We start from the raw sequence: 22,706 nt of genomic DNA on the forward strand, positions 1-22,706 counted from the left end.
TTCGGTGCGAAGAGCGGACGCCCGCAGCGACCGTAGCCGCCGGTGTTGCGGACGGCGTAGACGAAGCGTCGAGCGGCTCGCTCAGGCATCGCGGGCCGCCCGCGCCGCGTTGGAGGACCTGTCGCGCGCTGGCGGATGGTTGCGTGGTTGCCCGGCAGCTGAAGCGGCCTGGTGAGCGAGCGACGCTGCGGCCCACACATTGAACAAACGCCTCAGACGGGCCGCCAGCAGCAGAACCTTCTTCCTCGGGGTCGGCGTCGTCGCGCACGGGAGGGATGCGAGCGCCTGCAAGGAGCCGCGATGTGCCATGATGGCAAGCCATCCGGCACGATAGCGGTGCAAACGATCAGATGCGCGGATCATGTGGCATCTTCTCCGGTTGAACGACGATTGACCGGTCTTTAAACTCGACCGATCCCTCACGCTTGACGGAGTACTTCAGGACACGTTGGTTTTTTCCTGAGTTGGAGATTGTTTCGACGACAGCGGCGATATGCGGCCAGCCTCGGCAAGGAAATGATAGTGGTAGTTAAATACCGTTTTTCGGATTTCGAGGTCGATCTAAGCCAGCAAGAGCTTCGACGTGAGGGGACGCCTGTCCATATTGAACCTCAGGTTTTCGATCTCATCGTTCATCTGGTGCGCAACCACGAGAGGGTGGTGAGCAAGGACGAGCTCATCGACATCGTGTGGAACGGCCGCATCATCTCCGAGGCGGCTTTTTCCAGCCGCATCAACGGCGCCCGGCGCGTGCTTGGAGACAACGGAACTGATCAGCTCTTCATCAGGACGCTGCATCGGCGCGGCTTCCGGTTCGTGGCTCCGGTCCAGGCGATCGGCGGCTCTGACGCCGATGCAATCCGGCTTGCGCCGGACCACCGCGCAACGATCGACGTTCCGAAGCAGGCATCGCTCTTTGCCGACGTGTCTCATCTCGGCGACGTCGTTTCGGAAGCGGTCAAGGCCGAGGCAAATTCACGTTTGTTCATCGCCGTGCTGCCGTTCACGAACATGTCGAGTGATCCGGAGAACGATTATTTCAGCTACGGATTGACGGAAGACATCATCCGGCTTCTCGCCCGCAACCGCTGGCTTTCCGTGATCTCGCGCCACTCGACGATCGGGTTTCAGGGGCGGGTCGTTGACGCGCGCGACGTCGGTGCGCAGCTCGGCGTGAGTTACGTCATGTCCGGCAGCGTTCGCAAGAGCCGCGATGTGATCAGGATTACGGCGGAGCTGACCCGGGCCGCGGACGGGATGCAACTTTGGTCCGACAAATACGAGCTTCAACTCGAGAACATTTTCGATATCCAGGAAGAGATGGCCAAGCAGATCGCCGCCACCATCGAACCCGAATTGTCGAAAGTGGAGCAGCAGCTCGCCGCACGAAAGGCGCCCGAAAGCCTCGACGCGTGGGACTGTTACCAGCGCGGGCTATGGAATCTCTGGCGATTTACCACGCCGGGATTCGACCAGGCTGAGGACTATTTCCAGCGTGCCATCGCGGCAGATCCCGGCTTTGCGCGTGGACATGGGGCGCTTGCCTACGTCAACATCCAGCGCGCGCTCTATGATGATCCGAAGATTCGGCCCGCGCGACTGGAAACGGCGTTGCGCCAGTCGCGTCTCGCGGTGACGCTCGATGAGCTCGATTGCTTTTGTCATTGCGCCCTGGGACGGGCGCTATGCCTGATGCGTCAGAACGACGAGGCGCTGGCGGCCATCGACACGTCGCTGGAGCTCAATCCAAGCTTCGCGCAGGGATATTTTGCACAAGGGTTCAATCTGCTGTGGTGCGGGCGGGAGCTCGAAGCCGAAGCGCTGCTTGATCGCGCGACAATGCTCAGTCCCCGCGACAGCCATCTCTGGAGCTTTCACCACGTTCGTTCCTGGACGCATTTCTCGCTCGAGGAATACGACATTGCGGTGGAGTTTGCGCGCAGGGCGACGCGGCAACCGAACGCCACGTATCGCGCTTATGCGACACTGGCGGCGTCCCTTGGCCGCCTGGATGAAAGGGCGCAGGCACGCGTGGCCACCGCTGAGCTGCTGCAACGCAAGCCGGACTACAGGATAGACACGGCGCGGCAGGAGCTGTTCTTTTGCAACGATCAAGGCTTCGTCGATCGTTTCGCTGAAGGACTGGCTGTTGCCGGCATCAGGTAGACGGCGGACGCCTGGCAGAGCACTGGTCAAGGTGCGCCGTAGGCGGGGCGTGTGGTCTGCCTTCGTCAGCCTGGAGGCTGACCGCGGATGCCGCGCTGCCTGGTCGAGACAAGCCGCTTGTAATCCATTCCGGAAATCGACTCGAAGAGAGCCTAAGCAAAGAACGGGTGGGGAGCGTCTCCCGTTCCTTTCGCCTTCATGACGGCGATGCACTGATCGATCTGCTGATCGGACATGTTCAGTCCGAATTCGCCGCACAGCACGTCCCTGAACTCTCTCTCGGTCATCAGCCGGCGTTTCTCCGCGTGCCCGTCTGCGTCCCGGACGGTGACACGCGCGTTGTACATGGTGATCCGGCTCCTGTTCGGTCCCGGCTTTGCCACGATGATGTTGCCTTGGTACGGCGTGTCCGGATAAGTCGCCGTGTACCAGTTGGTGATCTCGTATTCGCCATCGTAGCGAGGGTAGGGAATGACCCGGTAAATGTGCTGCCAGCCATGCTTGAGCCGCGCCTGGAGCGTCAGCTCGCCGCCAACATCGATGAAGCGCATGACCTCGTGGGGTGTCTCTTGTTCGATCTGCGGCACAAGCATCAGCGCGCAGGTCGGCGCGAGGTTGCCGAACCCGACATCTGCGAGATAGGTGCCCTCCGGCAGGTCCACTTTCAGCAACATGTGGATGGCCGGGCGCGGTGCGTCGATCTCCAACCCGCGCACGACACGCCCTTGCAGGCTTGTGATCCTGTAGCCGAGCGACCGAAGCCCGGCTCGGAACAGCATGTTCTGTTCAAAGCAGTATCCGCCTCGTCCGCCGGCAATCATCTTCTGCTGGAGCGTAGGCACATCGAGCTTGGGCGGACGCCCGAGCATGATATCGAGCGTTTCGTATGGAATTGAATGCGAGTGTGCGAGAATGAGCTGATTCAAAGTCTCGAGCGTTGGCGCGAGCGGCCCATTATAGCCGATGCGCGCAAGCCAGGCCTTCTGATCGAGTTGAGTGTCGAACATCGCACGCACTTCCGGGGGTCTGGTACGCCCATATTGGCATTCTTCGGCCCGGCGTCCCAGAAATATCCGTTCGACGGCTTGGCTCGATTGGAGTTCGAGAGAACGGCAGCCATTGGCCCATCATCGACATCGAGAGACCTGGTTAGGATGCCGCCGCCTTCCGACGCGCGCCTCTGCGCTCGCGGATAGCGAGAGGCCCTGCTCAGACCAATGAGGCGAGACAGGCGCCGTGCACGCGATTGTGGCTGCTGCAATGGCAGAAATTCGTACCCATTTCATGTGAACTCTGCATTGTTGTTGCAGGGGTGATGAGCTTGCTGGGTACCGGCATGCCGTTCTTGATCTATCGCAATCTTTCGGGCGACACGTCTTCCCTTTGGGACAATGGTGCGAGCGGCGTATTCGGATTGAAACTAGGTTCACTTCGCCAGTGGTGACGATCTTCCGCGAGCGAGCAGGGGCATTTCACAGCAGCACGAGCCGACCCCCATGCGTACCCGAACATGGTCGCAGCGATCGAAACAGCGCCCGAACGAGCGCACGCCCAACCCTATTGAATTGCGCCTTTCGCACGAGACGACTGAGAGCGTTTCCGCGTCAAACGAATCTGCGTTTGACCCGCTCAAATCACCCCTCGTGAGAGGATGGTTCAACGGCGAACTGCGCCCGCCCACCGAGGCTGACCGGAAGTCATTGCGGGAGGACTAAGCCCGATGCGATCGACCCGAAGGCGAACGCAATCTCGGTCCGCTTGATCCACGCCGTCCATGAGCGAACGACTTCTGAGCCTACGCGAGAAGCAACAACCCTTGCTCCAAAAGCCCGGGATCAGTGCGCCGTCTGAGATTGCCGAGACCGCCGAGCGCCTCGCGCCCTGGACCACCTGCAGAGGACAACGTCGCGACACCTCAAAGGGCGCGTCACGCCTTCTTGACGATCTCGAAACCTCTTGCGGTCAGTTCTTTCAGGATATTCTTCACCAAGTGCGAGCATTCATCGGGCTTGATCCAGCACGCGCTCCTCCAATCAGGATCGTCGTCTCTGGAATATGACGTAAACGCGGACCGAATACCGGCCTCTAGTGCATCAGTGGCATCGTCAGGCATGCTGGCCTCCAGCGGGTCTCCAGAAAGCGATGTGTCTTGGTAGCCGCCTCATTGGCAGCCCGCGACCGATCGCCACTCAATGCGTACTGGCACAAACTGCACATTACACCGGAACCATAATTTAGTACCGTCCCAACGTCTGGAATTGCCAGATCAGCCTGGGCATGAGGGGCGTGATGGTGGACTTCGTCTTCAAGGCCAGCATCGTAGGGCTCGGCCTATTTTCTACGGTTCTCTTATCTCTGCTGGTCCTCAGCCTGTAGGATATTCACGGGATGAGCGGTCCCGCGCCTCGCCCGGACAGTCCCTGCAGCCGCCATCCTGCGATGTCAGTGCTCCTTCCGCACTGCTCACACGTCAGATGAGAGCATCCTAGAGATCGTCCACGCCTGGCGTTCTCGCGAGAGGCCTCGCGTGTGCAGTGCGGGCAGGCCAGTGCAGCGCGCCTGCACTCAAAGATGGCGAGCAGAGAGCTGAGCACGCGATTATCAATCCACCTTCAATCCACTTCACCAATTCCAGTATCCAAAACGACGGCCCCGGACTTGGGGGCTGAGACTGGGGCCGGGACCGTCATCGAGGCGCGGGGCGCGAAACCGTCCGCGCAATGCCAGTAAGGTCGATGTCCGTGCGGCTAGCAATTGTCTCCTGGTACAATCTCGTCGAGGTGCGCTGATCCGGCCGTCGCAGCCGCCGGCGCCGGCGTTGCGGACGGCCTGGGGCGAGGGCGGATGGTCGCTTCGTCTGCTTGGGAGCTTATAGCGGACACCGCGCTACCTGGTCTTGATGGTCGCCCGAACTGCGCCGCTCACGGCCTGCATCCGCTGCGACGATGCGGCGGCGAGCTTTGCGAAAAGATGCCGCCGCAATGTCCGTTTGACCCTTAAATCCACGGTGATATTGTCGTAACCGCAGTCTGTCCGGGAGGACACAATGGGATGGTTTGACCGGCTGTTTAGAAGGACGTCGGCGCCTACGACCCGACTCCTTGCGCGGTTGGGGCGGAAGTCGCGGGCACCGACTGATCCTGATCTTCTGAAGATTGCCAAAGACCGAAAAGGGCATGTTTCGCGCAAAGCCGTGAGGAATGAATACAATCGGCTGCTGTTGGAGAAGTACGCGCACGACAAGTCCTGATTTCTGGTCCCATCCAGAGGTGCCACGAGTGCCACGCAGCGCCTCTGTGACGAGGTGCTTAACGAGGCGGTCGGCCTTGCCGGCGACATCGCGCAGGGGCGTTTGTGCTGATCCCGCCATCGCAGCTACTTCTGCCGCGCCCTGATGCTGGTTTGATCTCGATCAATAGGGCGCTTTTCCGCTGAACCTAAAACGGCGTTGCGTAGCCCCACTACGCGACCCACCCAAAGCCGTCGGCTTCCCCAAGGGCTGGCGGCTTCCTTTTGTTCGCCTTACAGGGGTCCTGGAAACGCGGTAGGGTGATTGCCGGATTTTCCCGAGCTTGAGCCGGATCAATCCCGGCTGCTTGCATCGGCCTAGCATGGGTTCAGCCCTCAGGGAGGACGAATGATGCTGGTGAGGATCAATACCGCCCCCCGCATGTCAATTGACGGGCATCTTGCCGCTCTGGCCGGTGAGGGGATGTTCTACAGCGAATTCAGGTATCGCAGGGGCCTCGAGATTTTTGGCGAGGGCGAAGAGCCCGAGTACGTCTACCAGATCGTCTCGGGTGCGGTGCGCACCTACAAGCTTCTCCCGGATGGTCGCCGCCAGATCAACGCGTTCCACCTGGCCGGCGACATGTTCGGATTCGAAAATGAGGCAATTCACCGTTTCACGGCTGAAGCGATCGTCGAAACCCATGCCCACCTCATGCGGCGCAGCAGCATTCTGGAGGCCGTGCGAAATGGAAGCGCAGGTACCAAGGACCTCATCAAATTCGTCACCCAAAATCTTGCGCACGCCGAGAGCCATATGCTTCTCCTCGGCCGAAAGACATCGCTCGAGCGTGTGACGGCATTCCTTCTCGAGATGGATGAACGGCTGCACCACCCGGACGTGATGATCTTGCCGATGAGTCGCCGCGATATCGCCGATTATCTCGGACTGACCCTGGAAACCGTCTCCCGGGCTCTTTCGATCCTGCGAGACGAAGGACTTCTGCGCTTTGACGGAAATACTCAGCGGCGGCTTGAACTGGTCGACCGTGACGCTCTCGCGAAGATCGACGCCTGACGGTCGCATCCTCCAGCCTGGCAAGCTTCCCTGACGCCGGCGCTCGAGCGGCCGACGATGTCGCATTGCATTAGCCTGAATGACCGCCAGTGACCCATAGGGGCCCGGATGACGCCGCGGGTCTCTAGTGATGGGGAGGACTGCAGTCCAGCTCCTTGATCCTCCCGGCGGCGTCAAACGCAAAAAGCGCGCTCATGACGCCGGCACTCGTGACGTACGAGAGAATGGTCCCGTCGTGCCAGGGGTTGAGATCGTCCAACGTGCCTGCCGGATATTCCCGGAGGCGATCGACCCAATAGGCACGAAGTGCCTCGCGGCCGGTGATGGTTTTGACGCAGCCGCAGCCGCAGTGAACCACGGCATCGTCGGCATACATATCCAAGATCGCTTCGATATCGCCAGCGCGGTAGGCATCGAGCCAGTCAACCGCAACGCCCATCGGGTCAAAGGACATAATTCTCACCTGAATACCGTCATAACCATACCGTCAAAACTCGCAATTTTAGATCGGGTTAACCCCGCTAAGCCTCTTTCTCGAAACGATTAATTGTATTTTAATACCCCGTACCCGGCCCCGGCCATATGCCGAAGGACATAGAACCGGGGCGAGGCATATTTCATGTTGGACGTCATTGCGAAGCACGGGATATTTCAGCGCATCCGGCTTGTGATCGCAGATCGACAGCCGATCGTTCTGCAGGGACTGAAGTCGGTATTCGCGGCACAGCAGGACTTCGACATCGTCGCATCGTCCAACGACGCGACAAGCTGCCTCGAAGCCATCAGGAAATTGACACCCGACGTCGCGCTGGTTGCCGACACCCTGCCGGATCTGACGATCTCCAAGATCCTCGCGATCGCGAAAGCCGAGAAGCTTTCCACGCGCCTGGTGTTCTTTACCGAGTACGACACCGACGAGGATCTGGCCGCGGCCATTGCCGTCGGCGCCTGCAGTGCAATTTCGAAGTATGCCTCTCCCGCCACGATGCTGCGATCACTGCGGCTGATGACGAAGAGCGGCGTGTCGCTGGAGCAGTCCGATCTCTCGCCAACCGGCAAGGAATTTGACGGCGGCAAAATCGAAAAGATGCTGGAGCTGCTGACGCACCGGGAACGTCAGATTGTTCGACTGGTGTCGGAGGGAATGTCGAACAAGGAGATTGCGCGCCAGCTCGACCTGTCCCACGGGACAGTCAAAGTCCACCTGTACAATATTTTCCAGAAGCTCGAGATCACCAACAGAACGGTGCTCGCGACCATCGCATTGTTGCAACGTGCCTCTGGTTTCGGCGCGCTCTCGCTGGCCCTTCTGGTGATCGCCATTGCGGACGAACTCAAGGCGTCGGAAGCGAACGACGTGCTTCCGGATGACGACGGCATCCGCCATGCGGGCGAGCACGCCGAATATGAGCCCTGGAAGAAGGCCATCCTCCGGCACCGCATCGCCTGGGAATCCGTCGAGACGTCCCCGGTCACGCAGAGAGACTTTCTTGCCAAGGTGGGCGAGGTCACGAACCCGGCGGCGGCAATGGAAGCGCTGCGCGGGGCCGAGCAGTCCGTGAGCTCCAAACTGTGGAAAGACCACGGTCCTGTCGGGTCGAGCACGCCCAATCCTCCTGCGCTTTTGCCGCGAGGAACGAACGACACACAGATTGCAGGTGACCCGGCCCCGGACCATCTCGTCCCGCGGCTTGCGTCCAATCCGATGTCGCTTCAGGGAGGGTATGGCACCTTCGCCTCTCTCGCCGGTGCGTTGATCTACGCACTGCACGACCCCCATCTCGCCGCCGCACAGACGCATGACCCGGCCAAAGCGTCGCTCGACGGCTTCGTGACCTTCACCGGAGAGAGTGCGACCACAAAACTGGCCACGACCACCGATGCCGGCGCTCATCATGTCGACAACTCAGTCTCGGCTTTGGCTTCGCACGAGTCTCACCCGCCTTCCGCGTTTGTGAGCACTGGGAACGAAAGCGTCGCTGGAGAAGGCGGTGGGGGCCAGATCAGTCATGGCGCTGCGGGGGATGCCGCGGGTGCCACCCTCCAAGAACTGCTTGGCTTGTTGAATCTTGGTCAGGATGCCGGTCTTGGCGGAGATGGCCGCGATCAGCAAATGGGCGGCAACGTTGAAAACGTTGCTTCTCGTTCCCCGATCGATTCCCATTCGACCTCTTCCGACGCTGCCTTTGATTTCGGATCCGGGTCGAGCAGGATCAATCTTGCGGCTTTCGGAGCGCTTGCCTGGCTGCATATGACTGAGGCAAGCAAGTCCATCCCGCCACATACCCTTGCCTGGATCTACAACGCCGCAAGCAATGAAACGATCGTCTATGTCAATCCGACCGATCGTAGCCTCGATATCGGCGATCGCGGCCTGGTGGAAATCCATCTGCAGGGGATTGTATCCGTTGCGGAGTTGGATCTCGTCGGCCAACCGGAAGGCGCGGTTGTCTCGATCACCCTGGAGCAGCTCGAGGCAGCGCTGACAGCGGCGGACGCAATTGATGAGACTGTGCTGAGTGCCGACAATGTCCATGCCATTAGCGGGGCGGGCGAGGGCACGGTCGAGACGGCTGGAATTTGGCGCATTCTGGCCGACGACGGCTCGAGGTTCCAGTTCGGGCAGACGCGGGCCGGCCTGGGTGCGTCGAAGTTCAAAACCTTCACCAACGATTCGACGGAAGCAACGGACGGGAGCGATGGCACGTCTGTCGTGACGGCTCACGCGTCATCAACCGGGCTTGTTCACAGTGTGACGGTGACGGCAGCTGAAAGTCTCACATTGAAGAGTGAGCCGATCAATGCGGGCACCGGCGTTTCGTCGACCGGGCTGAACGAGATCGTCCAACCGAGCGTCGTAACGGCCGACAGCACGGGCCGCGGTAACTCTGAGCACGCTTCGGAGCAAGGGTCTGAAAAGGCGGCGGAGGCGACCGACGAGGACCACGGCAACTCTGCGCACTCAAACTCTGCGAAGGCGGCTGCCACGGAGACGACTGACTCCAAGCCGGGCAACGGTGTCGGCAACGACAAGAAGACGGCCGAGACGGCCGACGAGGGCCACGGCAACTCGGCGCACTCAAACTCTGCGAAGGCGGCTACCACGGAGACGACTGACTCCAAGCCGGGCAACGGTGTCGGCAACGACAAGAAGACGGCCGAGACGGCCGACGAGGTCCACGGCAAATCCGAGCACTCGAACTCTGCCAAGGCGGCCGACACGGAGTCGACTGAAGCTGACTCCAAACCGGGCAACGGCGTCGGCAATGACAAGAAGACGGCCGAGACGACCGACGAGGTCCACGGCAAATCCGAGCACTCGAACTCTGCCAAGGCGGCCGACACGGAGTCGACTGAAGCTGACTCCAAACCGGGCAACGGCGTCGGCAACGACAAGAAGGTGGCCGAGACGGCAGACGAGGTCCACGGCAACTCCGAACACTCGAACTCTGCCAAGGCGGCCGACACGGAGTCGACTGAAGCTGACTCCAAACCGGGCAACGGCGTCGGCAACGACAAGAAGACGGCCGAGACGGCTGACGAGGAGCACGGCAACTCCGGGCACTCAAACCCTGCACAGGCGGCTGCCACGGAAACGACTGAAGCTGACTCCAAGCCGGGCAACGGCGTCGGCAATGACAAGAAGACGGCCGAGGCGGCCGACGACGACCACGGCAACTCCGAGCACTCGAACTCTGCCAAGGCGGATGCCACGGAGACCACTGAAGCTGACTCCAAGCCGGGCAACGGCGTCGGCAATGACAAGGAGACGGCCGAGGCAGCCGACGAGGAGCACGGCAATTCGGGGCACGCTTCACAGCCTACCTCTGCAAACGGGCCGAAAGCAGCCGACGTCGTCGATCCGGACATCGCAGCGGTCGACAGCGCAAGCCGCGGTAACTCGGATCACGTTTCGGAACCTGGGCCTGCAAAGAAGGAAGCCGCGGAGTCGACTGAATCTGACCCCAAGCCGGGCAACGGTGTCGGCAATGACAAGAAGACGGCCGAGGCGGCCGACGTGGACCACGGCAACTCCGGGCACGATTCACAGCCAACCTCTTCAAACGCACCGGATGCAGCCGAGACCGTCGTACTGAGCGTCGCAACGGCCGACAGCGCGGACCGCGGTAACTCGGAGCACGCTCCGGATCCAGGGCCCGCAAAGGCAGCAGCCACGGAATTGGCCGAAGCTGACTCCACCCCGAGTAACGGCGTCGGCAATGGCGCCGAGCATCATGCTCTGGCCGCGGACGGTGCGGGCGCGTCGGCGGCAGAGCAGACGGCCGAATCGGCGGTCGTGGAACACGGCAATTCGGGGCACGATTCACCCTCAACCTCTGCAAACGCGCCTGATACAGCCGAGGCTATCGAACCAAGCGTCGCAAGCGGCGATAGCGCGGGCCGCGGTAACTCGGAGCACGCTGCGGAGCCAGGGCCTGCAAAGGCGGCAGCCACGGAATCGACTGAAGCTGACTCCACACCGGGCAACGGCGTCGGCAATGACAAGAAGACAGCAGACGCGACCGTCGTGGAACATGGCAATTCGGGGCACGATTCACTGTCAACCTCTGCGAACGCACCTGATACAGCCGAGACTGCCGAACCGAGCGTCGCAAACGGCGATAGCGCTGGACACGGAAACGCGCAGCAGGTGGCGCAGTTAGCTCCGATCGCATCAGAAGCCGCACAGCCTGCTCAGGCCGTGCCCGAGACCGGCAGCGCGGATCAAGATCTGGTGTTCCGCTTCGATAGCGCGGCAACTCCTTCCACTCCCGTCGCGGTCGTTGTGCCTCAAGTGCTCGACAATCTGCTCGATGCGCACCTACCGCCCGGTCAGCAAAAGGCCCTCGAGATCATCGTCCAAATAGCTGCTAGTGTGCCGGACGACCACGCGGCCAACCACGGCAATAGCGGTTCGCATGGACATGCGGCTCATGACTTGCTGATTTGAAGTGTCGCATCGTCATTGACGGCGGCAGGGGCAACTCGGCTCTCGTGGCCAGGACGCAGCGCTGGGTCTCGCCGTTACCCCCGTGAGGTGCTCGTGCTGCGGTGGAGAGCGGCCAAAATAAAAACGGGGCCGTGAGGCCCCGTCAAAAGTCCGTAAGTGTCCCGCGATCTTACTTGATCTTGGCTTCGCGGAATTCGACGTGCTTGCGCGCGACCGGGTCGTACTTCTTCTTGACCAGCTTGTCGGTCATGGTGCGCGAATTCTTCTTGGCGACGTAGTAGAAGCCGGTGTCGGCCGAGGACACGAGCTTGACCTTGATGGTGACCGCTTTGGCCATGTTCTGAACCTCAGAAAATTGGGGAATCTGGAGCCGGCCAAACGGCCCGCGTTGGCCGGCAACCTAGCCAGAAACCGCCTGATGTCAAGGTTTCGAAGCGTTTTCCAGCGAAGTGGGTACCGGTTCGCGTCAAGAAAACGCGCCAAAAACAACAACCTAGAGCCCCGGCAGGGGATCTAGCCCGGAAAACCACTCAAATCGGCCCGATTAGGCCTCGAAGAATCGGTTTTTCGGCCGCGGCAGGCCCAGATTCTCCCTCAAAGTGGCCCCTTCATACTCTTTGCGGAAAATCCCGCGCTTCTGCAGCTCCGGGACGACCTTGTCGACGAAGTCGTCGAGGCCGGCGGGCAGGAACGGGAACATGATGTTGAATCCGTCCGACCCGCGCCCGACCAGCCATTCCTCCATCTGGTCGGCGATGGTTTTGGCGGTGCCGACGAAGGCGAGACCGCCATAGCCGCCGACGCGTTGGGCGAGCTGGCGCACGGTGAGCTTTTCGCGGGCGGCGAGGTCGACCATGCGCTGGCGGCCGCTCTTGCTGGCGTTGGTCTCGGGGATCTCGGGGAGGGGACCATCGGGATCGAATCCGGAGGCGTCGGTGCCGAGGATGACCGAGAGCGAGGCGATGGCGCTGTCGTAATGCACGCGGCTGTCGAGCAGCGCGCGCTTCTCCTTGGCCTCATCGACGCTGTCGCCGACCACGACGAAGGCGCCGGGCAGGATCTTGAGATGTTCAGGATCGCGGCCGACCTTCTCCATGCGGCCCTTGATGTCGGCATAGAGCTTCTGCCCGTCGGCGAGGCTGCCGCCGCCGGTGAACACCGCTTCGGCGGTCTCGGCGGCGAGCTGCCTGCCGTCTTCGGAGGCGCCAGCCTGCACGATCAGCGGCCAGCCCTGCACGGGGCGGGCGATGTTGAGCGGCCCGCGCACCTTCAGATATTTGCCGTTGTGGTCGAGCGTGTGCATCTTCGCGGGATCGAAGAACAGGCCGCTCTCGACGTCGCGCACGAACGCATCGTCGGCGAAGGAATCCCACAGGCCGGTGACGACGTCGTAGAACTCGCGGGCGCGCTTGTAGCGCTCGGCATGCTCCATGTGGTCGTCGAGGCCGAAATTCAGCGCCGCGTCCGGGTTCGAGGTGGTGACGATATTCCACCCCGCACGCCCGCCGCTGAGATGGTCGAGCGAGGCAAAGCGGCGTGCGACGTGGTAGGGCTCGTCGAAGGTGGTCGAGCCGGTCGCGATCAGGCCGATCCGCTCGGTGACGGCCGAGAGCGCCGACAGCAGCGTGAACGGCTCGAACGAGGTCACGGTGTGGCTGCGCTTGAGCGCGTTGATCGGCATGTTCAGCACGGCGAGGTGATCGGCCATGAAGAAGGCGTCGAACTTGCCGGCCTCGAGCTTTTGGATCAGCGTCTTGATGTGACCGAAGTTGAAATTGGCGTCGGGCCAAGCCCCGGGATAGCGCCAGGCGCCGGTGTGGATGCTGATCGGGCGCATGAACGCGCCAAGCTTGAGTTGCCGTTGTGCCATCGCGTCCTAAGTCCGTTCTGGGTGACGTTCGCAAAGACATAGGAACGCGGAGGAACTCTGCCATTGGGATGGTCGAGAAGATTTTTTTGTTTTTCGATCAACTCTCAGCACGTTCGCGTCGAAGGGGACTACTGCCCCCGCGCCCTTTGATCGAAGGCGCTCAGCACGGCGAGCGTCATCGCGGTGACGCCGGTCTGGATGGTCGGTTTCGGCACCGGGGCGAATTGCGGCGAGTGGTTGCCGGGAAGCGGCGGGCCGCTGCCGTTACGCGCGGCGGCGACGCGCTCGGGCTCATAGACGCCGATGTTGAAGAACATCGAGGGCACGCCGGCGTTGACATATTCCGAATAGTCCTCGCTGGTCGTGTTGGCCGGGCTGAGGTTGAACTTGTCGCCGAAGGCCACTTTCAGCACCCGCTCGGCCTGGCCGACGACGGCCGCATCGTTCACCACCGCCTTGGTTCCCTCGTCGAGATGGATTTCGGGCGCCGGTGCATCCGCCATCGCCGCCACCGCCTTCGCCGTCCGCTCGATCCCAGCCAGCATCCTGGCGCGCACCTGCGGCTTGAAGCTGCGGATGGTGCCGATCACCCTGGCCTCGTCGGGAATGATGTTGCCGGCGGTGCCGGCGTGGATCGCGCCGATGGTGACGAGGCCGAATTCGGTCGGGTCCTTCTCGCGGCTGATCACGCTCTGCACGTCGACGACGAAGCGGGATGCCATCATCACGGGATCGATGGTCGCCTGCGGTATTGCGCCATGGCCGCCGCGGCCAAGGAATTTGATGAAGAGACCGTCGACATTCGACGATCCGACCCCGACCCTATAGGTCACGAAGCCGTAGGCTCCACTGCCGTCGTGCAGGGCAAAACCCGCATCGGGTTTCGGAAAGCGGGTGAACAGGCCATCGTCGATCATCGCCTTGGCGCCCGTGACCTCTTCCTCGGCGGGCTGCGCGATGAACATCAACGTACCGTGCCACTGGTCCTTTAGGCCGACCAGGGTCTTCGCCGTGCCGACCCAGCTCGCCATGTGGATGTCATGGCCGCAGCTATGGGCGACAAATGTCTCGCGGCCCTGCCAGATCTGTTTGTCGCGGCTGGCATAGGGCAGGCCGGTCTTCTCCTCCATCGGCAGCGCATCGAGCTCGGTGCGAACCATGATGGTGGGACCGTCGCCGTTCCCAAAGATGGCAACAAGGCCGGTCTTGCCGACGTGCTCGGTGACCTCAAAACCGATCGCACGCATCTCGGCGGCGAGTTTCGCCGCGGTCTTCACTTCCTGGTAGGCAAGCTCGGGATGGGCGTGGATGTCCTTGTAGAGCGCGTCGAGCTTCGGATATTCGCTCTCGAAGGAGGTCTCGATCGTTTGCTTCAATCTGGCGACGTCGAGCTCCGCATGGGCAGGTGGCGAGAGCAGGCTGAACAACGCCACGGAAGCGAGCAGAGGCCTAACGAACCGCGTCATCCAATCCTCCAGTCGTTCAAGAGCCCTTTCCTTGACCTAGCACATCTCGTCGTATCTTGCCGCCATGGAAATGGAAGAACGGCACCGGCGCGTCGTGACGCAGGAGGCCGGTCGCAAGGCGTCGGAGACGTCTCTTCGAACCAATCCGCCCTTCGCCCCGACCAAGCCAAGACCTCGCAAGGAGACCCGACATGGCCGGCGCAATGACAGTGGATGGCGGCATGGTCCGCATTGACCGGCCCATGCCCTGGGTCGGCCGGCTATTGTCGCTGCCGCTGCTGGCGGCGAGCGGTTATCTCCTGTGGAACGTCGCGCTCGGGCTGCGCCAGGACTTTTCCGGCTTCGGCCGGCTCGCCGACGACCTCGTGCCGGTGCTGGTGTTTACCGGGCTCGGGCTGCTGGTCGGCATTCCCGGCCTGATCCTGCTGACCTTCCGCACGTTCGTCGTGCTCAACGAGGCGCTGCGCCAGATCGTCATCACCAGGCAGTTCGGCCCGCTGAATTTTCGCAAGCACCGCAATTTCGCCGACTACCACTTCATCAGCATCACGGAAGACTATGATCCGGAGTTGACGGCCTATGACGTCAATCTCTGCGGCAGCAAGGGCACCGAGCCGATCACGCTGATGAGCTTTACCAAGCGTGAGGAGGCGGACGGGTTCGCAAGCGAGCTCGGGCAGGCACTGAAACTTCCCGTGCGCGATTATGTCGGCACCGAGCCGGATGCGGACTAGAGGGACGCCGTCGTCAGGCGTGCGCCCGAGGGATTATGCGATGAGATGGCCTTATCTGAATTTGACGCGCGCTGATGCGTTGGGCATCTTGGTCGTTCTCGTCATCATTTGCGTTTGTGCTTTTGTCCTTGCTCGGTTTCCGTCCGTTCATCAGGCAACAGGTTTCGGCCCGGATTGGGATTGCACGAGTATCCCCAATAGTGAGCCGGTGTGCGTGAAGAAGACGGTGCGCTGAACGAAAAAGGGATCAGCCCAAAATATCCTTCTGCATCTTGCCGCCGTAGAAATGGAAGAACGGCACCGGCGCATCGTGGCGCAGCGGGCCGGTGGCAAGGCGGGTGTCGAGTTCGTTGAGCACGTTACGCGTCATCGGATGCAGATCGGCGAGCGGCTTCGAGCCGAGCTCGACCCAGACCAGTTCGACCAGCTCGGCATCGGCATGGATCACGCCCTCGACACGGTGGGTGATCGCGGAGGCATCCGCGGTGAAGAAGCGGGTGTCGAACCGCTTGACGCGGCCGGGCGGGGTGATTGCGCGTGCGATCAGGAACAGGCTGGAGGGATCGGGCAGCAGGCCTGCATCGGCGAACGGCTTCCACGGACCTTCGAGCCTGGCCTTGCCTTCGACCTTGCGGCCGAGGCAAAGGCCGGTCTCCTCGCAGGCCTCGCGGATCGCGGCGATCGCCAGCGATTTTGCGCGCGAGGCCGGGGTCTTCGGGCTGCCCTTGGCGAGATTGGCTTCGAGCTCCGTGGTGATGGGCGCGGCACACGGCACGCGGTAGTCGTCCTTGTCGACGCGGCCGCCGGGGAAGACGAACTTTCCGGGCATGAACACCACCTTGTCGTGGCGCTTGCCGACCAGAACCTTTGGAACGGCGCCGCTGCGATCGACCAGGATCAGCGTCGCCGCATCCTTCGGGCGAAAGTAAGGATGATGGTCGGCTTCCTTGCCCTCGTGGATCTTGGCCTTCTCTTCTGCCTGCGAAATATCCGTCATGTCCTCACCCAAACCGTTTTTTGCTTATTGCTTAGACCGGCGGAATACCATCCGGAGGGTTCTCGTCAAAGCCGTGCATGCGCAGAGCCCATTGCAATCCGACCACGGCGCCTTTCACCGGCTGCAGCAGGCCGAGCGAGGCGAAGAACGTGAAGGGCAGATAGGCCGCGAAGCTGATCCAGACCGGCGTGGTGTAATTGGTCTCGATCCAGAGGATCGCGGGCACCACGATGTGGCCCACGATGACGATGACGAGATAGGCCGGCAGATCGTCGGCGCGGTGCGGCGTGAAATCGAGGCTGCAGACCGAGCAATTGTCGGCGGTTTTCAGGAAGGCGCGGAACAGCTTACCCTCGCCGCAGCGCGGGCAGCGGCTGCGAAAGCCGCGCTTCATCGCTGTCCAGACGTCGCGCTTCTCGACGAGGCCGGTCTCGCGCGTCCAGATCTTCGGGGCCGTGCTCATCGTCACCACGCCTTGCCCTTCTTGCCCTTGGCTTTTCCCTTGTTCTTGCCCTTCTTTCCCTTGCCGGACTTTTGCTTCTCCGGCTTGCGTTTTCTCTCTGGACTGCGCCCGGGATGGGCCTTGGACGATTTGCGCTGCGCGCGGAGCGGCCTGCGCTCGCGTGGGCCGCTCTCGCGCTCCGCGGACAGCAGCTCGAAGCGCAGTGCGCCCGCGATGGGCGCGGCTTCGATCAGGCGGACGTCGACGACGTCGCCGAGCTGGTACATGGTGCCGCTGCGCGTGCCGACGAGGGCGTGACGGCTCTCGTCATAGTTGAAATATTCCGTGCCGAGGGATCGGATCGGGATCAACCCGTCGGCGCCGGTCTCGCTCAGCTTGACGAACAGCCCGGCGCGGGTGACGCCGGAGACGCGGCCCTGGAAGCTCGCGCCGATGCGGTCGGCGAGATGATGGGCGATCAGGCGGTCGACGGTCTCGCGCTCCGCCTTCATCGCGCGCCGTTCGGTCAGGGAAATATGCGCGGCGACTTCGCCGAGCGATTCCGGCGTTTCGCTGTCGGGCAGGGCGCCTTCGCCAAGACCGAGCGCACGGACCAGCGCGCGGTGCACGACGAGGTCGGCATAGCGGCGGATCGGCGAGGTGAAATGCGCGTAGCGGCGCAGGTTCAGGCCGAAATGGCCGTAATTCTCCGAGGAATATTCCGCCTGCGCCTGGGCGCGCAGCACCACTTCGCTGACCAGCGGATAGTAGTCATGGCCTTCGAGCTGGGCCAGCACGCGGTTGAACGTCGTCGGGCGCAGCGCGCCCGATTTGGCGAAGGGGACGTCCAGCGTCTCCAGGAATTCCGCGAGCGCGTGGACCTTCTCCAGCGTCGGCTCGTCATGGACGCGGTAGATCAGCGGCAGCGACTTCTTCTCCAGCATCTCGGCCGCCGCGACGTTGGCGAGGATCATGAACTCCTCGATCAGCTTGTGCGCATCGAGACGCTCGGGGACGACGACGTGGTCGACCGTTCCGTCGCTCTTGAGCAGGATCTTGCGCTCGGGCAGATCGAGATTGAGCGGATCGCGCTCGTCGCGCGCGCGCTTGGCGCAGGCGTAGGCGGCATTGAGCGGTTTGAGGATCGGATCGAGCAGGGGGCCGGTGGTGTCATCCGGGCGTCCGTCGATCGCGGCCTGCGCCTGCGCGTAGCTGAGCTTTGCGGCCGAGCGCATCAGGATGCGATGAAAACTGTGCGAGCGCTTGCGGCCGTCGGGGCCGAGCACCATGCGCACCGCGAGCGCGCCGCGCGGCTCGCCCGGCACCAGCGAGCAGAGATTGTTGGAGATGCGCTCCGGCAGCATCGGCACGACGCGGTCGGGGAAGTAGACCGAATTGCCGCGGTCGAGCGCGTCGCGGTCGAGCGCAGTGCCCGGGCGGACGTAGAAGCTGACATCGGCGATGGCGACGTTGACGATGAAGCCGCCTCTGTTGTTGGGATCATCGTCGGCTTGCGCGTGCACCGCGTCGTCGTGATCCTTGGCGTCGGGCGGATCGATGGTGACGAGCGGGACGTCGCGCCAATCCTCGCGTCCCCTAAGGTTCGCGGGCTCGGCGGCCTCTGCCTCGCGCTCGGCGGCGGAGGAGAATTGCAGCGGAATGTCGTGGGCGTAGATCGCGATCAGGCTGATCGCCTTCTCCGACTTGACCGAGCCGAGCTTCTCCTTGACCCGTCCCGAAGCGAGCCCAAAGCTGCGCGTGCGGACGATATCGACGCTGACGAGGTCGCCGTCCTGCGCGCCGTGCGTATCGGCTGGGGCGATGTTCAACTCGCGATCGGCGGACTTCTTGTCCACGGGGACGAGCCGTCCACCGCCTTCGGGAAGGCTGCGGAACACGCCTAGGATGCGGGTCTTGGTCTTGTCGAAGACCTTGATGATGCGGCCGCGATAGGCCGGTCCTTCGGTCTCCTCGGAGCGCTCGACGCGTAGCAGCACGCGGTCGCGAACGCCGGCGGCGGTGCCGGGCTTGGGCCGGCGCGGCATCTCGATGAGGATCTTTGGCGGCTCGCCGCTCTCGACCTCGTCCCATTCGGTGGGAGTGGCGATCAATTCGCCGTCGCGGTCACGGCCGGTGATGTCGGCGACCAGCGTCGGCGGCAGCGTGTCCGGTTCGGAGACCTTGTGACGCTTCTTCTTGATGGTCCCGTCGTCGGCGAGCTCGCGCAGCATGCGCCTGAGCTCGGCGCGATCGGCGTTCTTCAGGCCGAACTCGCGCGCAATTTCGCGGGTTTCGACCTTTCCTGGATTTGCCTTGATGAAGGCGACGATGGCTTGCCTGTCGGGAAAGCCACGGTCTTTCTTTGGTTTCACTTAACCTCTAATTCTTGATCTAAGTCTTGCCGGCACTCTTCTTGGCCGGAGCCTTGGTGGCGGCTGCCTTGGTCGGCGACGTCTTTGCGGTCGACGACACGGCGGCGCGCGCCTTGCTGGTCGATTCGGATTTGGATTTGGCCGCCGCTTTCTTCGCGGCCGGCTTTTTGGTTTTCGGCGCGGCATCCTCGCCGTCGGCCTTCTCTGCAGCCTTCTTGGCCTTGGCAGGCTTCGCCGCCTTCTTCGCCTTGGTCTTGCCGCCGCCCTTGGCCGCGCGCTCGTCGATCAGCGCGATCGCCTGCGGCAGCGTGATGGCGTCCTTCTCGAACTCGGCGGGGATCGTCGCGTTGACGCCGCCTGCAGTGACATAGGCGCCATAGCGGCCGCTCTTCACGGTGACGGTGCCGAGCGTCGGATGATCGCCAATGGCCTTGCCGGGATCGGCGCCGAAGCGGCGGCTCGGGCCCTTGGCGACCTTCTCCGCGATCAGCGTCACGGCGCGGTTGAGGCCGATGTCGAAGACCTCGTCGCCGGCCTCTAAGCTCGCATAGGTCTTCTCGTGCTTCACGAACGGCCCGAAGCGGCCGAGGCCCGCCGTGATCGGCTGACCGGTTTCCGGATGCTTGCCGATCTCGCGCGGCAGCGACAGCAGCTTCAGCGCAAGCTCGAGATCGACATCGGCGGGCGAGGTGCCCTTGGGAATGCCTGCGCGCTTCGGCTTCTCGCCTTCCTCATAGTCCTTCTGCTCGCCGAGCTGGATGTAGGGGCCGAACCGGCCGGCCTTGACCCAGACATCGCGACCCGTGTCAGGGTCCTGGCCGAGCGAACGGTCGGCGGTCGCCTCGCCATCGGCGGCGAGCTGACGGGTGTAGCGGCATTCCGGATAGTTCGAGCAGCCGACGAAGGCGCCGAACTTGCCGGCCTTCAGATTCAGCCGTCCGGTGCCGCAGTTCGGGCACTGCCTGACGTCGCCGCCATCGGCGCGGGCGGGGTAGATGTGCGGCCCCAGCATCTCGTCGAGAACGTCGAGCACCTGTGCGACGCGCAGATCCTTGATGTCGTCGACGGCGCCGATGAAGTCGCGCCAGAAGTCCTTGAGGACCTGCTGCCAAGAGATCTCGTTGTTGGAGATGCGGTCGAGCTGCTCCTCCAGCGCGGCGGTGAAATCGTATTCGACGTAGCGACTGAAGAAGCTCTCCAGGAACGCGATCACGACGCGGCCCTTGTCCTCGCCATGCAGGCGCTTCTTCTCAAGCTTGACGTAGCCGCGGTCCTTCAGCACCTGGAGGATCGAGGCATAGGTCGAGGGACGGCCGATGCCGAGCTCCTCCATGCGCTTGACGAGGGATGCTTCGGAGAAGCGCGGCGGCGGCTCGGTGAAATGCTGGGTGACGGCGAGCGACTGCCGCTTCAGCGCGTCGTTCGGGCTCATCGCGGGCAGGCGGCGGGAGTCTTCGTCCTCCTCGTCGTCGCGGCCTTCCTGGTAAAGGGCGAGGAAGCCGTCGAACTTGACGACCTGGCCGGTGGCGCGCAGCTCCAGCGTCCGGCCGCCGGCCTTCGCGGTGATGTCGACGGTGGTGCGCTCGAGCTCGGCCGATTCCATCTGGCTGGCGATGGTGCGCTTCCAGATCAGCTCATAGAGCCTCGCCTGATCGGCATCGAGCTTGCGGCTCATGCTGTCGGGGCGGCGGGAGAGGTCGGTCGGGCGGATCGCTTCGTGCGCTTCCTGGGCGTTCTTGGCCTTGGCCTGGTACTGGCGCGGCGCGTCCGGCACATAGGCGTTGCCGTAATCCTCGCCGATCACCTTGCGCGCCTGGGTGATCGCCTCGGGGGCGATCTGCACGCCGTCGGTACGCATATAAGTAATGAGTCCGGTGGTCTCGCCGCCGATGTCGATGCCTTCATAGAGGCGCTGGGCGATGCGCATGGTGTGCGCGGGCGCAAAGCCGTATTTGCGGCTGGCCTCCTGCTGCAGCGTCGAGGTGGTGAAGGGCGCCTGCGGATTGCGGCGGGCCGGCTTGGCGTCGACCGCCGTGACGGCGTAGGCGGCCGCTTCCAGCGCCTTCTTGAAGTCTTCGGCTTCCGCGCCGGTGCCGATGTCGAGGCGCTGGATCTTCTTGCCGTCGGCGCCGACCAGGCGGGCCTCGAAGGCATCGCCGCGCGGGGTGAGCAGGGTCGCGATCAGCGACCAATATTCGCGGGCTACGAACTTCTCGATCTCGAGCTCGCGGTCGCAGACGAGGCGCAGCGCCACCGACTGGACGCGGCCGGCCGAGCGGGCGCCCGGCAACTTGCGCCACAGCACGGGGGAGAGGGTGAAGCCGACCAGATAGTCCAGCGCGCGGCGCGCCATATAGGCGTCGACCAGCGCGCCGTCGATCTCGCGCGGATGCTTCATCGCCTCCGAGACGGCCTGCTTGGTGATGGCGTTGAACACCACGCGCTCGATCTTCTGATCTTTCAGCGCGCGCTTCTCCTTCAGCACCTCCAGCACGTGCCAGGAGATGGCCTCGCCCTCGCGATCAGGGTCGGTCGCCAGAATCAGGCGGTCGGCGCCCTTCAGCGACCTCGCAATATCATTGAGCCGGCCGGCCGCCTTGGGGTCGACCTCCCAGATCATCTTGAAATTGGCGTCGGGATCGACGGAACCGTTCTTCGCCGGGAGATCGCGGACATGGCCGAACGAGGCCAGAACCTCGTAGGACGAGCCCAGATATTTGTTGATCGTCTTGGCTTTCGCCGGCGACTCCACAATGACGATATTCATTTAGTTCCAGTGGCTTACGGGAAAATCTCGGGCCGAAAACGAAAGGACTCGGGTCGGCCGTTTCGACCCGAACATGGGTGGTGAGGCGGCCCCTGTCAAATCGAGGGGTGTTGAAAGCGCTCCAAATGGGAAAAGTTTCATATCGAGAAAGTTGCAAAGTACCACCTTGGAGTTGCGATCCCTATCGGCGTAGTGTCTCTGTGGGGCATGGATTCGGGGTGGGGACGGGTGACAAGGCCGGGAAAGAAGCGGGCGCGCGCGGTATCGGGCGCGCCGGGGGGCTCGCGCAACGAGGAACCGGGGGAAGGCGGGGCGGATGAGGCGGTGGCCTTCATCGCCGAGCAGGTGGCTGCCTTGCGCAAGCTCGCCGAGCGCCACAAGCTGGACGTGCTGCATTATCTCCTGGGCATGACGCAGCTGGAGGCCGACGAGCATTTGCGGCTGCGGACGAGGCGCAAGCTGTCGTAGCGGCGCGGTCTTATGTCAGCCCCGTCATCCCTGCGCGAGCGCATAGCGCTCGTCGCTGGAGGTGCGAGGCTTGGGATGCGAACGCATCGCAAGCCGCGCCTCGAAGGATGAGCGGCCCCGCCGATGCAGCCGGGCCGTCGCCCTTCGAGGGCCGCTGAAGAAGCGGC

At 62.9% G+C, this 22,706-nt stretch carries 15 protein-coding genes and 1 pseudogene; 5 read left to right on the forward strand and 11 right to left on the reverse strand.

Annotated features, from left to right (window positions below):
- The first annotated feature begins 471 nt into the window (after window positions 1-471).
- Window positions 472-2,166, forward strand: a complete 1,695-nt coding sequence (locus XH79_RS35990) for a winged helix-turn-helix domain-containing tetratricopeptide repeat protein (RefSeq protein WP_212335829.1) — start codon at window positions 472-474, stop codon at window positions 2,164-2,166.
- A 152-nt stretch (window positions 2,167-2,318) separates the two neighbouring features.
- On the opposite strand, the gene XH79_RS35995 is transcribed toward XH79_RS35990, so the two are convergent.
- Both XH79_RS35995 and XH79_RS36000 read right to left on the reverse strand, forming a co-directional pair.
- On the reverse strand, window positions 2,319-3,173 hold the full coding sequence (locus tag XH79_RS35995) for an arylamine N-acetyltransferase family protein (RefSeq protein WP_212335830.1): 855 nt from the start codon (window positions 3,171-3,173) through the stop codon (window positions 2,319-2,321).
- Window positions 3,174-4,093: 920 nt separating this feature from the next.
- On the reverse strand, window positions 4,094-4,279 hold the full coding sequence (locus tag XH79_RS36000) for a hypothetical protein (RefSeq protein WP_212335831.1): 186 nt from the start codon (window positions 4,277-4,279) through the stop codon (window positions 4,094-4,096).
- Window positions 4,280-5,836: 1,557 nt separating this feature from the next.
- On the opposite strand from XH79_RS36000, the gene XH79_RS36005 reads away from it, so the two are divergent.
- Window positions 5,837-6,472 (forward strand): helix-turn-helix domain-containing protein, encoded by a 636-nt coding sequence (locus XH79_RS36005; RefSeq protein ID WP_271584764.1) that lies wholly within the window; start codon window positions 5,837-5,839, stop codon window positions 6,470-6,472.
- Window positions 6,473-6,596: 124 nt separating this feature from the next.
- Here the strand turns inward: XH79_RS36005 and XH79_RS36010 are convergent, their stop codons facing one another.
- Window positions 6,597-6,926 carry a nuclear transport factor 2 family protein gene (locus XH79_RS36010; protein ID WP_212335834.1) on the reverse strand — a complete coding sequence of 110 codons (330 nt, stop codon included), beginning with the start codon at window positions 6,924-6,926 and terminating at the stop codon, window positions 6,597-6,599.
- A gap of 165 nt (window positions 6,927-7,091) precedes the next feature.
- Here XH79_RS36010 and XH79_RS36015 point away from each other — a divergent pair, with 165 nt between their 5' ends.
- Complete coding sequence (locus XH79_RS36015) at window positions 7,092-11,423, forward strand: LuxR C-terminal-related transcriptional regulator (protein ID WP_271584743.1); 4,332 nt, start codon at window positions 7,092-7,094, stop codon at window positions 11,421-11,423.
- A gap of 169 nt (window positions 11,424-11,592) precedes the next feature.
- Here XH79_RS36015 and rpmG read toward each other — a convergent pair whose 3' ends face one another.
- The 4 genes and pseudogenes from rpmG to XH79_RS36035 form a co-directional block, all read right to left on the reverse strand.
- Complete coding sequence (gene rpmG / locus XH79_RS36020; RefSeq protein WP_007603295.1) at window positions 11,593-11,760, reverse strand: 50S ribosomal protein L33; 168 nt, start codon at window positions 11,758-11,760, stop codon at window positions 11,593-11,595.
- A 207-nt stretch (window positions 11,761-11,967) separates the two neighbouring features.
- Window positions 11,968-13,293, reverse strand: a complete 1,326-nt coding sequence (locus XH79_RS36025) for an LLM class flavin-dependent oxidoreductase (protein WP_212335836.1) — start codon at window positions 13,291-13,293, stop codon at window positions 11,968-11,970.
- A gap of 128 nt (window positions 13,294-13,421) precedes the next feature.
- Window positions 13,422-14,759, reverse strand: a complete 1,338-nt coding sequence (locus XH79_RS36030) for an amidohydrolase (RefSeq protein WP_212335837.1) — start codon at window positions 14,757-14,759, stop codon at window positions 13,422-13,424.
- A gap of 16 nt (window positions 14,760-14,775) precedes the next feature.
- A pseudogene (locus XH79_RS36035) lies at window positions 14,776-14,883 on the reverse strand (NUDIX hydrolase); the annotation flags it as partial.
- Between the two features lie 67 nt (window positions 14,884-14,950).
- Here XH79_RS36035 and XH79_RS36040 point away from each other — a divergent pair.
- Window positions 14,951-15,493 (forward strand): hypothetical protein, encoded by a 543-nt coding sequence (locus XH79_RS36040; protein ID WP_271584744.1) that lies wholly within the window; start codon window positions 14,951-14,953, stop codon window positions 15,491-15,493.
- Window positions 15,494-15,740: 247 nt separating this feature from the next.
- On the opposite strand, the gene XH79_RS36045 is transcribed toward XH79_RS36040, so the two are convergent.
- From XH79_RS36045 to topA, 4 genes are read right to left on the reverse strand one after another with little or no spacing between them, the layout of a single operon-like run.
- Window positions 15,741-16,490: an NUDIX hydrolase gene (locus XH79_RS36045; RefSeq protein ID WP_271584745.1), complete on the reverse strand. Its 750-nt coding sequence runs from the start codon at window positions 16,488-16,490 to the stop codon at window positions 15,741-15,743.
- Between the two features lie 31 nt (window positions 16,491-16,521).
- Window positions 16,522-16,962 carry a DUF983 domain-containing protein gene (locus XH79_RS36050; RefSeq protein WP_271584746.1) on the reverse strand — a complete coding sequence of 147 codons (441 nt, stop codon included), beginning with the start codon at window positions 16,960-16,962 and terminating at the stop codon, window positions 16,522-16,524.
- Window positions 16,956-19,304: a ribonuclease R gene (gene rnr / locus XH79_RS36055; protein WP_271584747.1), complete on the reverse strand. Its 2,349-nt coding sequence runs from the start codon at window positions 19,302-19,304 to the stop codon at window positions 16,956-16,958. Before rnr ends, XH79_RS36050 begins: the two co-directional genes overlap by 7 nt.
- A gap of 19 nt (window positions 19,305-19,323) precedes the next feature.
- Complete coding sequence (topA, locus tag XH79_RS36060; protein ID WP_271584748.1) at window positions 19,324-22,071, reverse strand: type I DNA topoisomerase; 2,748 nt, start codon at window positions 22,069-22,071, stop codon at window positions 19,324-19,326.
- Window positions 22,072-22,299: 228 nt separating this feature from the next.
- On the opposite strand from topA, the gene XH79_RS36065 reads away from it, so the two are divergent.
- Window positions 22,300-22,539: a hypothetical protein gene (locus XH79_RS36065; protein ID WP_212335843.1), complete on the forward strand. Its 240-nt coding sequence runs from the start codon at window positions 22,300-22,302 to the stop codon at window positions 22,537-22,539.
- Window positions 22,540-22,706: the final 167 nt, after the last annotated feature.

It is taken from the genome of Bradyrhizobium sp. CCBAU 45389 (assembly GCF_028128625.1).
GTDB classification, from domain to species: Bacteria; Pseudomonadota; Alphaproteobacteria; order Rhizobiales; family Xanthobacteraceae; genus Bradyrhizobium; species Bradyrhizobium liaoningense_B.

Bases quoted from the DNA above. Each gene is read 5' to 3' on its own strand.
- XH79_RS35995 (WP_212335830.1), bottom strand. From the start codon at position 3,173: ATGTTCGACACTCAACTCGATCAGAAGGCCTGGCTTGCGCGCATCGGC.
- XH79_RS36000 (WP_212335831.1), bottom strand. From the start codon at position 4,279: ATGCCTGACGATGCCACTGATGCACTAGAGGCCGGTATTCGGTCCGCG.
- XH79_RS36005 (WP_271584764.1), top strand. From the start codon at position 5,837: ATGTCAATTGACGGGCATCTTGCCGCTCTGGCCGGTGAGGGGATGTTC.
- XH79_RS36010 (WP_212335834.1), bottom strand. From the start codon at position 6,926: ATGTCCTTTGACCCGATGGGCGTTGCGGTTGACTGGCTCGATGCCTAC.
- XH79_RS36015 (WP_271584743.1), top strand. From the start codon at position 7,092: ATGTTGGACGTCATTGCGAAGCACGGGATATTTCAGCGCATCCGGCTT.
- rpmG (WP_007603295.1), bottom strand. From the start codon at position 11,760: ATGGCCAAAGCGGTCACCATCAAGGTCAAGCTCGTGTCCTCGGCCGAC.
- XH79_RS36025 (WP_212335836.1), bottom strand. From the start codon at position 13,293: ATGGCACAACGGCAACTCAAGCTTGGCGCGTTCATGCGCCCGATCAGC.
- XH79_RS36030 (WP_212335837.1), bottom strand. From the start codon at position 14,759: ATGACGCGGTTCGTTAGGCCTCTGCTCGCTTCCGTGGCGTTGTTCAGC.
- XH79_RS36040 (WP_271584744.1), top strand. From the start codon at position 14,951: ATGGCCGGCGCAATGACAGTGGATGGCGGCATGGTCCGCATTGACCGG.
- XH79_RS36045 (WP_271584745.1), bottom strand. From the start codon at position 16,490: ATGACGGATATTTCGCAGGCAGAAGAGAAGGCCAAGATCCACGAGGGC.
- topA (WP_271584748.1), bottom strand. From the start codon at position 22,071: ATGAATATCGTCATTGTGGAGTCGCCGGCGAAAGCCAAGACGATCAAC.